General features: G+C 27.6%; 15 protein-coding genes. 9 read left to right on the forward strand and 6 right to left on the reverse strand.

The window, feature by feature from the left end; genetic code table 11:
• The first annotated feature begins 258 nt into the window (after positions 1-258).
• From ACYUEW_RS14350 to ACYUEW_RS14375, 6 genes are all read left to right on the forward strand, one after another.
• On the forward strand, positions 259-828 hold the full coding sequence (locus tag ACYUEW_RS14350) for a helix-turn-helix domain-containing protein (protein ID WP_003483460.1): 570 nt from the start codon (positions 259-261) through the stop codon (positions 826-828).
• A gap of 63 nt (positions 829-891) precedes the next feature.
• A complete protein-coding gene (locus ACYUEW_RS14355; RefSeq protein ID WP_085333919.1) occupies positions 892-1,794 on the forward strand; it encodes a trans-4-hydroxy-L-proline dehydratase activase in 903 nt (300 codons plus the stop codon).
• A 6-nt stretch (positions 1,795-1,800) separates the two neighbouring features.
• Positions 1,801-4,164: a trans-4-hydroxy-L-proline dehydratase gene (hypD, locus tag ACYUEW_RS14360; protein ID WP_085333920.1), complete on the forward strand. Its 2,364-nt coding sequence runs from the start codon at positions 1,801-1,803 to the stop codon at positions 4,162-4,164.
• A 110-nt stretch (positions 4,165-4,274) separates the two neighbouring features.
• Entirely contained in the window at positions 4,275-5,081 is an 807-nt protein-coding gene (proC, locus tag ACYUEW_RS14365; RefSeq protein WP_030036785.1) for a pyrroline-5-carboxylate reductase, read from the forward strand.
• A gap of 127 nt (positions 5,082-5,208) precedes the next feature.
• The gene (gene ppnP, locus ACYUEW_RS14370) at positions 5,209-5,487 is read left to right on the forward strand and encodes a pyrimidine/purine nucleoside phosphorylase (RefSeq protein WP_003483468.1); all 279 of its coding nucleotides are present in this window, start codon (positions 5,209-5,211) and stop codon (positions 5,485-5,487) included.
• Positions 5,488-5,528: 41 nt separating this feature from the next.
• Positions 5,529-6,404: a sulfite exporter TauE/SafE family protein gene (locus tag ACYUEW_RS14375; RefSeq protein WP_003483470.1), complete on the forward strand. Its 876-nt coding sequence runs from the start codon at positions 5,529-5,531 to the stop codon at positions 6,402-6,404.
• 33 nt (positions 6,405-6,437) lie between these two features.
• Here ACYUEW_RS14375 and ACYUEW_RS14380 read toward each other — a convergent pair whose 3' ends face one another.
• The 3 genes from ACYUEW_RS14380 to ACYUEW_RS14390 are packed head-to-tail and all read right to left on the reverse strand — an operon-like array spanning position 6,438 to position 8,334.
• A complete protein-coding gene (locus ACYUEW_RS14380; RefSeq protein WP_085333921.1) occupies positions 6,438-7,133 on the reverse strand; it encodes a L,D-transpeptidase family protein in 696 nt (231 codons plus the stop codon).
• Positions 7,134-7,190: 57 nt separating this feature from the next.
• Positions 7,191-7,778: a flavin reductase family protein gene (locus ACYUEW_RS14385; protein ID WP_085333922.1), complete on the reverse strand. Its 588-nt coding sequence runs from the start codon at positions 7,776-7,778 to the stop codon at positions 7,191-7,193.
• A gap of 52 nt (positions 7,779-7,830) precedes the next feature.
• Positions 7,831-8,334, reverse strand: a complete 504-nt coding sequence (locus tag ACYUEW_RS14390; RefSeq protein ID WP_003483475.1) for a QueT transporter family protein — start codon at positions 8,332-8,334, stop codon at positions 7,831-7,833.
• A gap of 220 nt (positions 8,335-8,554) precedes the next feature.
• Here ACYUEW_RS14390 and ACYUEW_RS14395 point away from each other — a divergent pair, with 220 nt between their 5' ends.
• Genes ACYUEW_RS14395 through ACYUEW_RS14405 form a run of 3 tightly spaced genes read left to right on the forward strand, consistent with a single transcriptional unit; the run spans position 8,555 to position 11,941 of the window.
• Positions 8,555-9,784 carry a M16 family metallopeptidase gene (locus ACYUEW_RS14395; protein WP_003483477.1) on the forward strand — a complete coding sequence of 410 codons (1,230 nt, stop codon included), beginning with the start codon at positions 8,555-8,557 and terminating at the stop codon, positions 9,782-9,784.
• 21 nt (positions 9,785-9,805) lie between these two features.
• Positions 9,806-10,741, forward strand: a complete 936-nt coding sequence (recX, locus tag ACYUEW_RS14400) for a recombination regulator RecX (protein WP_003483478.1) — start codon at positions 9,806-9,808, stop codon at positions 10,739-10,741.
• A gap of 24 nt (positions 10,742-10,765) precedes the next feature.
• Positions 10,766-11,941, forward strand: a complete 1,176-nt coding sequence (locus ACYUEW_RS14405) for a transglutaminase-like domain-containing protein (protein ID WP_085333941.1) — start codon at positions 10,766-10,768, stop codon at positions 11,939-11,941.
• A gap of 130 nt (positions 11,942-12,071) precedes the next feature.
• Here ACYUEW_RS14405 and ACYUEW_RS14410 read toward each other — a convergent pair whose 3' ends face one another.
• From ACYUEW_RS14410 to ACYUEW_RS14420, 3 genes are all read right to left on the reverse strand, one after another.
• Positions 12,072-12,419: a tetratricopeptide repeat protein gene (locus ACYUEW_RS14410; protein WP_003483483.1), complete on the reverse strand. Its 348-nt coding sequence runs from the start codon at positions 12,417-12,419 to the stop codon at positions 12,072-12,074.
• 144 nt (positions 12,420-12,563) lie between these two features.
• The gene (locus ACYUEW_RS14415; protein ID WP_003483485.1) at positions 12,564-13,367 is read right to left on the reverse strand and encodes an ABC transporter permease; all 804 of its coding nucleotides are present in this window, start codon (positions 13,365-13,367) and stop codon (positions 12,564-12,566) included.
• Positions 13,364-14,125, reverse strand: a complete 762-nt coding sequence (locus ACYUEW_RS14420) for an ABC transporter ATP-binding protein (RefSeq protein WP_003483486.1) — start codon at positions 14,123-14,125, stop codon at positions 13,364-13,366. Before ACYUEW_RS14420 ends, ACYUEW_RS14415 begins: the two co-directional genes overlap by 4 nt.
• Between the last annotated feature and the right edge of the window lie 315 nt (positions 14,126-14,440).

Genomic DNA, 14,440 nt, shown 5'->3' on the forward strand with positions numbered 1-14,440 from the left:
GTAGAGATTAATAATATTTTAACAATCAACATTTAAATAAGCTTATTAAAGACTTATATATTAATTTAATTAATATTAAAAAAATTCTAAATAAAATTTCGAGAGAATATAATTTTTAATTTGGATTTTGTGTAAAATAATATATTTTACCTATACTAAAATAAATATAGACATATGTGTATATTTAAAGTTAAGTATTACTAATTTTCTGTGATATAATGATATATTATATAAAATTAGTGATTAAGGAGATTAATTATGATAGATGATATAGGTAAAAAAATAAAAAAATTAAGGACTAATAAAAAATTAACTTTAAAAGAATTAAGTGAAAGAACAAATCTTTCAATAGGTTTTTTATCACAGCTAGAAAGAGGTTTAACAACTGTAGCTATAGACTCTTTAACTAAAATAGCTAAAGAATTGGATGTGAATCTAACATATTTTTTTCAAGCACCTAAAAAAAATAAAAAAATAGTTCTTAGAAGTTATGAGAAGGAAATATTGCAAGTAGAAAACAATAGATTTATAAAATATAATCTTAGTAATGATTTAGAAGATAAGAGTTTTTTACCAAGATTAATAGAAATACTTCCTACAGATAGTAAAGAGAATATTATTTCTTATCAACATAAGGGAGAAGAATTTGTGTACGTATTAGAAGGTATACTTACATTATTTATTAATGATGATGAGAAGGAATTATATCCTGGAGATAGCGCGCATTATGATTCAAGTATAAATCATAATTGGGCAAATTATACTAGTAAACCTGTAAAATTGTTAACAGTTCATACTCCTAATATGTTTAAAGACGAAAAATATTAAAATTTAATAAAGTAGATTTAATAAAGTAGATTTAATAAAGCAATAGTTTGGGGGGCGGTTTACTTGAATAAGAGCACTATTGTTAACATTCAAAAATTCTCAGTTCATGATGGACCGGGAATACGTACCACTGTCTTTTTTAAAGGATGTCCTTTAAATTGCTGGTGGTGTCATAATCCAGAAACTCAAAGAAAAGAACATGAAATAATGTTTTTTGAGGAAAGATGTACAGCTTGTGGTATTTGTGTTAAGAGATGTCCTCAAAAAGTTATAACAATGAAGAATAATATTCCTGTAGTGGATGAAGGAAAATGCAATTTTTGTGGAAAGTGTACAAACTTCTGTCCAAATAATGCAAGAGAATATGTAGGGAAGGATCTTACATCACAAGAAATAATAAAAGAAATAATAAAAGATGAAGTGTTTTACGAAGAATCCGGCGGTGGAGTTACATTTTCAGGTGGAGAACCAATGCTTCATGCTGATTTTATAAATGGAATATTAGAAGAATGTAAGGTTAGAGGAATACATACTACTATAGATACCAGTGGATATGTATCCTGGGACAAATTTGAGAAAGTAAGAGATAAAGTAGACTTATTTTTGTATGATTTAAAATCAATGAACAATGAAATCCATAAAAAATATACAGGAGTAGAAAACACAATTATACTTGAAAATTTAGAACTGTTGTCTAAATATGGTCATAATATCTATTTAAGAATACCTATTATAAATGATGTAAACGATAACAATGAAAATATAGATGAAACAATTAAATTTATATCAAAGTTACATTTAATTCAAGTAAATTTATTACCATATCATAAAATGGGTATGGATAAATATAAAAGACTTAAAATGGAGTACAAATTAACTGGTGAGGAAAAACCATCAGATGAGAAAATGAATAAGATAGCAGAAAAATTTAAGAAGGCTGGAATTAAAGTAAAAATAGGGGGGTAATTAATTATGATGACAGACAGAGTTAAAAAATTAAGAGAAGAAAGTTTAAAGGCTGTACCACGTATTTCTATGGAGAGAACAAAAATAGTTACTGATGTTTACAAAAAATATGAAGGAACAGTATCAATCCCAGTATTAAGAGCATTAGTTTTAAAGGAATTAATGAAAAGAAAAGAGCTTTGTATTTATGATGGAGAACTTATAGTAGGTGAAAGAGGGGAAGCTGCAGCGGCTACACCAACTTATCCAGAATTATGCTGTCATACAGTTGAAGACTTTGATATAATGGATAAACGTGAAAAAATATCATTTAAAACAACTGATGAAGATAAAAAAATACAAGAAGAATTAATTATTCCTTTCTGGGAAAAAAGATCTATGAGACATAAAATATTAGAAAAAATGACTCCAGAATGGAAAGCTTGTTATGAAGCAGGTATATTCACTGAATTTATGGAACAAAGAGGACCGGGCCATACTGCAGGTGGAGATAAATATTATAAAATGGGATTTTTAGATATTAAAGAACAAATAAAAGAAGCTATAAGTAAATTAGATTATTTAAATGATGATGAAGCATTAGATAAAAAAGAACAATTGGATGCTATGGATATAGCGTGTGATGCTATAATGATTTATGGAAAACGTTATTCAGAATATGCAGCTAAATTAGCACAAAAAGAAACAGATTCAGTAAGAAAAAGAGAACTTATGGAAATATCTGAAGTGTGTAGTTGGGTACCAGCTCATGCTCCAAGAACCTTTAGAGAAGCAATTCAAATGTACTGGTTTGTTCATTTATGCGTAATTTCTGAATTAAATCCTTGGGATGCATTTAATCCTGGTAGATTAGATCAACATTTATATCCATTCTATAAAAAAGAAATAGAAGAAGGAACATTAGAGAGAGAACAGGCTAGAGAATTGTTGCAATGTTTCTGGGTTAAATTTAATAATCAACCAGCACCACCAAAAGTTGGTATAACTTTAAAGGAAAGTGGAACATATACTGACTTTGCAAACATAAATAGTGGTGGTATGAAAGCGGATGGATCAGATGGTGTTAATGATGTAAGCTATTTAGTACTTGAAGTAATAGATGAAATGAAGTTATTGCAACCAAGTTCCAATGTACAAATAAGTAAAAAAACCCCACAAAGATTTTTAAAGAAGGCTTGCGAAGTTATAAGAAAAGGATGGGGTCAACCATCAATATTTAATGCTGATTCAGTAGTCCAGGAACTAGTAAGAGCAGGAAAATCTATAGAAGATGCTAGATGTGGAGGAACTAGTGGTTGTGTTGAAGCTGGGGCTTTTGGTAAAGAAGCTTATATATTAACCGGATATTTTAATTTACCAAAAATATTAGAAATAACATTATTAAACGGTGTTGATTCTCAAACTCGCAAACAATTAGGTATAAAAACAGGAGATGTAAGTACATTAAAAACTTATGAAGATTTATTAGATGCATTTAAAAAACAACTTAAGTATTTTGTTGATATAAAAGTAAATGGTAACAGAGTTATAGAAAGATTGTATGCAACATTAATGCCTGCACCATTCTTATCAGTTGTTACAGATGATTGTATAGCAAAAGGAAAGGATTATAATGCAGGAGGAGCAAGATATAATACTAGTTATATTCAAGGTGTTGGTATAGGAACAATTACAGATAGTTTATCAGCAATCAAATACCAAGTATTCGATGAAAAGAATATAACAATGGAAGAATTAATGGAAGCATTAAGATCTAATTTTGAAGGACATGAAGATATATATAACTTAGTTAAGAATAAAACCCCTAAATATGGTAATGATGATGACTATGCAGATGAAATAATGAAAGAAGTATTTGATGCTTATTATAATGAGGTAAATGGAAGACCTAATGGTAGAGGAGGATGCTATAGAATAGATATGCTACCAACAACATGCCATGTTTACTTTGGATCAGTTATAAATGCTACTCCAGATGGAAGAAAAGCTCATATTCCAGTATCAGAAGGTATTTCTCCATCAAAGGGTGCAGATGTAAATGGACCAACAGGCGTTATAAAGTCAGCGGCTAAAATGGATCATTTAAGAACTGGTGGTACTTTATTGAATCAAAAATTTGTTCCTTCAGTTGTTCAAGGTGAAGAAGGAATAGATAATATGGCTAATTTAGTAAGAGCTTATTTTACAATGGATGGACACCATATCCAATTTAATATTGTAAGCAAAGAAACTTTACTAAAAGCTCAACAAAATCCAGATGAATATAAGGATTTAATAGTTCGTGTTGCTGGATATAGTGATTACTTCAACAACTTAGATAAAGTATTACAAAATGAAATAATAGAAAGAACAGAACAAGAGTTTAACTAAAAATTAGTTTAATATATTATTGTAAAGAAAAATAAAAACTAGGAGAAGGAACTAGATTTATAATTTACGTCTTTCTCCTAGTAACAAATTTGTATTAGGAGGAAAGATACATGAATAAAGTAATTGGATTTATTGGTGCTGGAAACATGGGACAAGCTATGGTTGGAGGAATAGTTAATTCAAAACTGGTTGCTCCAGAAAATATTATATTATCAGATTTAAATGAAAAGGCATTAGAAGCTGCTAATGAAAAATTTGGTGTCAGAGTAACAACAAATAGTAATGAATTAGCTAAAGAAGCAGATATATTAGTTTTATCTGTAAAACCAAATTTATATCCAATAGTTATAAAGGGGATAAAGGATAACGTTAAAAAAGATGTTATAGTAGTTACTATTGCAGCAGGTAAAGCATTAGAAGATACAGAAAATATGTTTGGAAAAAGAATAAAAATAGTTAGAGTAATGCCAAATACTCCTGCATTAGTTGGAGAAGGAATGGCTGCTATATGTCCTAATGATTTAGTTTCTAAAGAGGAGACTGAAGAAGTTATAAGTATCTTTGAAAGTTTTGGAAAAGCTGAGATAGTAGAAGAGAAATTGATGGATGCAGTAACTGCAGTAAGTGGTTCATCCCCAGCTTATGTGTATATGTTTATAGAAGCTATGGCAGATGCAGCCGTATTAGAAGGTATGCCAAGAGATAAGGCTTATAAATTTGCAGCACAAGCTGTATTAGGATCAGCAAAAATGGTCTTAGAAACAGGGATGCATCCAGGTGCATTAAAAGATATGGTGTGTTCACCAGGGGGAACTACAATTAAAGCAGTAGCAACTCTTGAAAAACATGGTTTTAGAAATGCTATTATAGAAGCTATGAGAGATTGTGCAATAAAATCTAAAGAAATGTCTAAATAATACAGTGAATATTTCTTCGTTATTCTATTTTAAAGAGTAGAATAACGAAGAATATAAAATAAGTTACCAAATTGTAGAAAAGATAATCAGAATATTGGAAATATTCTGGAAATGAGGAGCGATAAAGATGAAAGTAAATGAGTATTTCGATGGTAAGGTAAAATCTATGAGTTTTGTTAATAAAGAAGGAGAGGCTACTATAGGGCTAATGGATGTAGGTGAATATGAGTTTTCTACATGTAAAAAGGAATTCATGACAATAGTTAGTGGAAAAATGATAGTTAAATTGCCAGGGGAAACAATTTGGAAAGAGTTTGGGAAAAATGACACATTTATAGTAGAGGCTAATGAAAAATTTAATGTGAAACTTGCAGAACAAACAGCTTATATATGTTTTTATAAATAATTTTACTAAGGAAAAATAGAAAATAAAAAGGGGAGATAGTAATGGTAAAAGCTATATGGTTTGCATTAATAATCTTAGCAGTGTGGTTTGGAATTATATTATTTAGAGATTTTGTGAAACATAAAAATAATTTAGAAAATGTATCTTGGGGGAAGACAGCAATTATAGGCTTTATAGTTAACTTTTTCGATGTTTTGGGAATTGGTGCATTTGCACCTCAAACAGCTTTACTAAAATTGACAAAACAAACAGAAGACAGATTATTACCTGGTACTTTAAATTCTGCAAATACAATTCCAGTTTTAATTGAGGCTATAATATTCATAAAAATTATAGAAGTAGATTCTATTACTTTAATATCTATGCTAGTTGCAGCAACTGTAGGAGCTGTTATAGGAGCAGGCATAGTATCAAAGCTTCCAGAAAAAATGATTCAACTTACAATGGGATGTGCACTATTAGTGACAGCTTACTTTATGCTTGCAGGTCAAATGCATTGGATGCCAGGTGGTGGAGATGCTATAGGATTACAAGGTACAAAATTAATTATAGCAATAGTAATAAACTTTATATTAGGAGCTTTAATGACAGCAGGTATAGGTTTATATGCACCATGTATGGCTCTAGTGTTTATGTTAGGAATGTCACCAAAGGTTGCTTTCCCAATAATGATGGGATCTTGTGCATTTTTAATGCCACCAGCATCAGCTAAATTTGTTAAAGAAGGTGCTTATAATAGAAAGGCTAGTGTGTCAATGTGTTTAGCAGGAACAGTTGGAGTTTTAATAGCTGCATTTTTAGTTAAATCCTTGCCAATGGGTATATTACGTTGGCTAGTTATAGCAGTAGTAATATATACTGCAACAATAATGCTAAAATCAGCATTTAAAAACAAATCTAAACAAGCCATTGCCTAAAACTATTTTTATATATTTATATAAGGGGGGAGCTTATTCCATAAGTTCCACCCCTAATTTTTTATAAAAGGAAGAATTAACAGTATTTGATAGTGGAATATTATTATCTCTTTGAAATTTATGTATTACTGATTTCATATTTTCACCATATATTCCATCAGGCTCACCGCTATAATATTTTTTTTCTTTTAGAAGTTTTTGCACCTCATACACGTCAGAACCTCGCATACCAGGTTCTATAGGCCTTAAACCTTGCCCAAAATTTCCAAATGGCCCTCCCCATATTATTACAGGTGTACCCAAGGGGGTAATTTTGTATAGTTCAGCTACATTTTTATTTTTCATTCTTATACACCCATGAGAAGAATTCCACCCTATGGAATGAGGTGCATCAGTTCCGTGTATGCCATATTTGCCCCAAGGAACATTAAGGCCCATCCATCTACCACCAAAGCTACTTCCCCAAGTGCCTTTGTTTATTATTTTCCAAGTTCCTATTGGGGATGGGGTAGAGGATTTCCCGGTGGCTATACTATAACTTTTTATTACTTCACCATTTCTATACACATCCATGTTGTTTGCAGTAATATCTATTAGTATACATATGTTACTGTTATCCATTGGGTTTGTTTCCATCTTTTGTTGATTATGATAAGATAAAAATATTAAAATAATTTCTACTATAAGTATAAAGATTAATGTATAAAATAGTTTTTTAAAATTAGACATAAAAAAGACCCCCCTTTATATTAATGTATGCAGGAGGCTTTTATAACATAATAAAAATTATCTATTAAACTTCTTTTTTTTCTTCTTTTTTTGTACAGAGTATCCAAATTTACCTAAAGATTTTTGTGGCAGGGCATAATATTCTCCATGAGAATAAGAAATTAGGTTTGCTTTTTCAAAATGAATTTTTCCTTTTGGGTCTATTAGCTCATTATTTATATTGGTACAAAGTACTTCACATAAAAATAAATGATGAGTTCCTAAGGGCAATATATCTACAACTTTACATTCTAAATTTATAGGACATTGTTCTATATATGGAACGCTTATTTCATTTGAATTTTTTAGTGTAAAATCACATTCTTTTATCTTATCATTAGTTTTACCAGAACGTACACCACAATAATCAACTGCTCTAACAAGATTATTAGAGGGGAGATTAACCACTAATTCAGGGTTATTTTTTAGATAATGAAAAGAAAGTCTTTCAGGTCTTATGGCTATGCTTATTATAGGAGGTTTAGTGCATGCTGTTCCAATCCAACCTACAGTGAATACATTAGTTTTTTCATTATTTTTAGTAGTTATTAGTGCTACTGGGACAGGATTTAACATAGCACTGCCTTTAAATCTTACTTTTTCCATATATGTTCTCTCCTTGGTAAATTTATATTAAAAAAATTTATATTTAAAATAATTAATATTTAAAATAAGACATAAGTTTCTTATTCTTTTCTATTATAGATATAAGGATTAATCCTAATACATAACAAGATATTGCTTCTCCTAGTCCTACCCAAATTATTGAAAGTAGTAATGGAAGTTTTAAAGTATAATTTAAAATAAAACCAATTACCACTGCATTTATAATTATTGGTGGTAGAGGTGCTAAATATTTCTTGAATTTTAAATTGCTTTTACCTATGTAATAGGTTAATATAGCAGCTATTAATGTGGCTAGTGAACCAAATACTACATCAATAATTCCATTGCCACCTATTAAATTAGAAATAATGCAACCCAAAAAGACTCCCCATATAGAATAGGAAGAGAGAAAAGGTAGTAAAGTTAAGGATTCTGAAGCCCTTACTTGAATTTGACCATAACTTATGGGAGCCAAAAGTAAGGTTAATACAGTGTAAATAGCAGCAATAACTGCTGAAAACACTAGTTTAGAAATTTTTTTGTTTTGTAAATTCATAATAATACCTCCATAGTTTTTATTAAAGACAGGATGGTTACGAACTGTCTATTATTGTATATAATAAATTTTGAAATTTCATTATATACCTAGTATCTATATAGTTTAATACTTTTAATTAATATAGTCAATTAAATTGAAATACTTTACTTAAACTATGTACAGGTCTATATTTATAAACTATAATGGTGTAAATATATAATTTAAAAAGGTGATATAAATGTATGATGCGAAAAAGACTATATTAAAAAATGGAATAACCTTAGTTACTATAAAGAAGGATACCCAAATAGCTGCTATTCATGCAGGAATAAAGATAGGAGCTATATATGAAAATGAAAAAGAAAAGGGTATAAGTCATTTTATAGAACATATGCTTTTCAAAGGAACTAAATACAAAGATAATGAAACTTTAAATAGAGAATTAGAAAATTTAGGCGGGGAATACAATGCATATACAGATAGTAATTCTACAGTATGCAGTATAACTGTTTTAGAAGAAGAACTGGAAAAATCTATAGAAATTTTAGGGGATATGTTTCAAAATTGTCTATTCCCTCAGGAAGAGATAGAAAGGGAAAGAGAGGTAATTTTATCTGAAATAAGAGGAAGTAAGGACGACTTAGAGGATTATTCTTTTAAAAAAGTAAATGAAACAGCTTTTGATAAAAGTCCATTAAAATATGATACTTTAGGAAATGAGAAAATAGTAAAATCTTTTACCAGAGACAAACTTATAAAATTTTATGAAAGATATTATGTACCTAATAATTGTTTTATATCTATAGTTTCTGATTTTCCACATAATTACGTAGTAAGTATTGTAGAAAAGTATTTTAAAGATTGGTTATGGAAAGAATTTAAAAGAGAAAAAGTCTTAGAAGAAAAGAATAGATTTTTAAAAAAAGTTTCTTACAAAAATAATGTAGAACAAAGTACAGTAGTATATTTATTTACATTACATGGTTTAAGTAAAAAAGAGGAATTAGCACTTACAATATTAAGCCACAGATTGGGTGAAAGTGGAAATTCTGTATTGTTTAGAGAACTTAGGGAAAAGAGAGGATTTGCCTACGATGTATATACAGATTTAGATTTATCACCTTATGTAAAGACTTTGTATATATATACCTCAGTAGGAAGAGAAAATGTAGATGAAACTTTAGAGGTTATAAATCATTGTATAGAAAGTATAAAAAAAGGTAATATAGGTTTTGATAGTAATACTATAAATCTTATGAAAAAGATATTAAAAACAGCTATTGCTTTTACTTTAGAGGATGTAACTGATATAGGAAATTATGCTTTTCATCAAATAATAGATGAGGAAAGCATTTTTCAGTTCTATGAAGATATGAAAGATTTAGATGGAATAAAAGAAGAGGATATATATAATGTAGCTAATAAAGTACTAAATAAACCTACTATACACATACTTTTAAATCAATAACTGTTTTGGGAGTGCAAAAATATGTCAAATATTATTACTAAGATAGAAGTTCAAAAAAGAAATAAGGATAGGGTAAATGTTTATATAAATGAAGAATTTAATTTTGCATGTAGTTCAGAATTAATATACTATCATAATCTTAAAAAGGGTAAGGTTATAGATGAAAATAATTTTAATGATATAATTAGAGAGGATAACTATATAAAAGCCAAAGGTTATGCTTTAAAATATATAGAGAAATCTTTAAAAACAGAAAGCCAAGTTAAAGAAAAACTATATTCAAAGGAATATGATAAGGATACTGTAGATAGGGTTATTAAATTTTTGAAGGATTATGATTTTATAGATGATAATAAATATTGTGATATGTATATAAGAGAAAAATTAAATATTTATGGAAGAAATAAAATAAAATATGCTCTTTTAAATAAAGGAATAAAGGAAAGCATAGTAATTGAAAAGATAAATAATATAGATGAAGAAAAAGAGAAAAAAATAGCCTATAAATTAGCAGAGAAAAAATATAAAATTATGATATTAAGGGAAAAAGATAAATTTAAAATATATAAAAAAATATGGGCATACATTATATCCAGAGGATATAATTCTAATATTGCTGAATGGATAATAAATGAGATTAAATCTAATGAAGCTTTATATAAAGACAATAATATATGCTTAGATGAGCAAGACATAAAATCAAATAAAAACATAGAAAATAAGATAAAAGACGAAAATTTAGATAAATTTCATAATAATTCATCCTTTAACAGTAAAAATAATAGTTATAAAGAGAATATTGATATACTTGCTAGAAAAAGATATGATATTATAATAAAATCAGAAGATGATAAAAATAAAATTTATAGAAGATTGAGCAATTATTTGTTAAGAAGGGGATTTAGCTTTGAAGAAGTAAAGAAAAGTACAAATCGTATTTTATATGAAATAGAATAAAGAAATAAGAGGTTGGTGTTAGATATGAAAACAAATCCAGTTACTTTAATATTAGCTGTAGTGTTTTTTTTCCCTATTTTAAAAGGCTTTCTTTCAAAGTTTTCTTCTCCAAATTTAAAATTAGATATAGAAGATATAAATAAAACTATATCTTTTGTATTTTCTTTATTTTTAGGCATATATTATAGTAAAAAAATATTCATAGAACATAATGCAGGAATATATAAAGATATATATGAAAGAATACCTAAAAATATAATAAAATATATAGAAAATAATTTCTTTATGGTATACGTAGTATTAACACCTTTAATAATATTTATAATTTATAAAATAATATTTTTAATACTAGATCTTTTAAATTCCATAACWATATATCTTATACTAGATAAATTGGAAGACATTTTAAGAGATAAAGGAAATATATTTAAAAGAATATTCGGAGCCTTATTTAATATACCTAAATCTATATGCTATATATTATTAATAGCTTTTGTGTTAAATGTATTTTCTATGTTTATTAAAAATGATACTTTAAATAAATATCTTCAATCATCTAAAATTTATAATAATATATGTAAGCAAGCAATAATACCAGTTACTAACTCTAAAATAGCTAAAAAGTTACCTAATATAATAAATAATTCTTTTAAAATAGTGGTAAAAGAAGAGGCGGGTAAAAGTTCATCACAAAAAAACAATTTTAAAGATAAGAAAACTATTGTTTATTATAATGGGGTAACTTTAGAAGAGGGGATAAAATCTAATAAACAAATAAATAATTTTGCAAGGCATTTAGCAGCGGAAGATGCTACATCTAAAGGAAAGGCAAAAATAATATATGATTGGATTGGAACTAATATAGACTATGATCATGATAAGGCTGAGAAAGTTCTTAAGGATAATTTTCAGGTGAAATCTGGAGCTATTCCTACATTTAATAGTAAGAGTGGGATCTGCTTTGATTATTCCTGTTTATTTATAGCTATGTGTAGAGCAAATGACATAAAGGTAAGATTAGTTACAGGTGAAGGATTTAATGGAGTAAGTTGGGTAAGTCATGCATGGAATCAAGTATATATACCGGAAGAAGGAAGATGGATCAATGTAGATACAACTTTCTATAAAGGAGGTAACTATTTTGATACCAAAAGATTTGATATAGATCATAGAAAATCTCAAGTTGCAGGGGAATGGTAAAAATGCTAGTAACTTTTATATAAACTATAAAAGTTACTAGCATTTTATATAGGTTAGTATTTATTTTTATATCATAGTTAAAAATCATTAAACTAATTAATTTTATATTCACATTTAAGGGGGATTTATATTATTTTAAATTTTTAACTATAATATTTATAGCTTTTTCACAATCTTCATCTTTATGATTTAGAGCCCAAGCAGTATTGAAGTAAACTAAAGCTTTCTTATTATTTTTTAACATAGCATAGCAATAACCTAAATTAAAAAAATATTTACTATCTTTTTTTAATATTAGAGCTCTTTTTAATAAAGGAATGGCTTTTTCATATTGTTTTAATTTTATAAAGCAAACAGAAGCGTTGTATAAAGATGAAGCTTCATTTTCTTTGATTTCTGCCGCTTTTTTATATAGATTTATGGCTTTTTCATAATCTTTAGTATTATAATAACTGTTAGCTTTATTAAAGTAACTCATATGTATCCTCCTTGTGTTTACTAAGATGTGCTTGAAGCTTAGTTGTATTATTATAATATCCATTTATGTTATTTTTATGCAAAAATAAATAAATCTATTCAGAAAAAAATTTCTAAATAGATTTATTAAAATAAAAAAGTATTTTTAATGCTTAATTTTTAAAGATATTCTTTTTTCTAAAAACTCTACTACTGCATACATTAAATAAGCTAAAATAGCCAATATTATTATGCTAAACATTACTATATCCAGTTGAGAAATCTGACCACCATAAATAATTAAGAATCCTAAACCTTCTTTTGCTACTAAAAATTCTCCCATTATAACTCCCACCCAGGATAAACCCACATTAATTTTTAAGGTAGATATTAAAGTTGGGATTGTAGCAGGGATTATTAAATGAATTAATATTTGCCATTTAGTGGCTCCAAAGGTTTTCATTAATCTTATTTTATCATTATCAACTTCTTTAAATCCATTTAATACAGAAATTATAGTTACAACAATGGAAATTAAGAGAGCTATCATTATTATAGCATTGGTACCATTGCCAACCCAAAAAATTATAATAGGAGCTAGTGCTACTTTAGGTAATGCATTTAATACTACAATATAGGGATCTAAAACTTTACAAGCAAAATCTGACCACCAAAGGAGTATAGCTATGAAAGTTCCTAGTAAGGTACCATAAATAAAACCTAAAATAGTCTCGTAACAGGTTATCCATATATGCTTAAACAATGTACCTTCACTATAGATTTTTACTAAGCTTTTCCACATTCTAGATGGAGTGCTAGTTAAAAAAGGATCTATCCAACCTAGGTTTCCGGCTACTTCCCATAGTACAAAAATAGCTATTAATATTATAAGTCTTGTTATTATTATCTTAGTTTTTCTATTTCTTACTTTTTTAATATATAGTTCCTGTTCTTTTTTTTCATCTATCATATGTCATTCAGCTCCTTCCATATATCGTTAAAATAAACTCTAAATTCTGGAGCTTCTCTACATTTTAAAGGGGAATTACATTCTGTTGAAAGTTTAATAGCTACATCTTCTTTTATTTTTGCAGGTCTTTTAGATAATACAAGTATTCTATCTGACATAGCTACAGCTTCAGATATATCATGGGTTACCATTATAGCTGTTTTACCTTCTTTTTTTATTATATTGTATATTTCATCGCTAATATTTAATCTAGTTTGATAGTCTAAAGCTGAAAAGGGCTCATCTAAAAGAAGAACTTCAGGATTAAGAGCTAAAGTTCTAATTAAAGCAACTTTTTGTCTCATGCCTCCAGATAATTCATCTGGATGATGATCTTTGAAATCCAGTAAACCATAATCTTTTAAAAGTTTTTCTATAGTTTCTTTTCTTTCACTATTTAATTTATGTTGTATTTTTAACCCAAGGGTTATGTTATCTAAGACTGTTAACCAATTAAATAAGTGATCTTTTTGAAACATATAACCTATTTTAGGAGAAATAGATTTTTGTTTTTCGCCATCTATATATATGTCACCACTAGATTGGGGAATTAATCCAGCTATTATATTTAGAAGAGTTGATTTCCCACAACCAGAAGGACCAACTATACTAACAAATTCACCCTCTTCAATGGAGAAAGATATATCTTTTAATGCAGGGGTGCTTCCTTTTAAAGAGTGATAGTTCATAAAAATATTTTCAACTATTACTTTATCCATGTTATCATCTCCTAATTGTTAGAAAATAAGCTTTATCTTGATTTATTATATGAGTAAGTTGTAATAAATGTTATTAATAATTAGGATTAAGCATAAACTCTTAATAGTCAGCATTTAAAAGAAAAAATAATGTTAAATGAAGTGATTTGCAATAATTGGGAAAAGGTATATTCTATCACATAATGTTTAGTTGAATAATAATTATTAAAAGTATATAATATGCATAGTTAATATGAATTTAGTAATATATTTTTTATTAAGTCAAAATATGCATAAATTTATTCCGTTTTTCGTTGTTTTAATATTTAATGTAAA

Source organism: Clostridium sp. CTA-1, assembly GCF_054768215.1.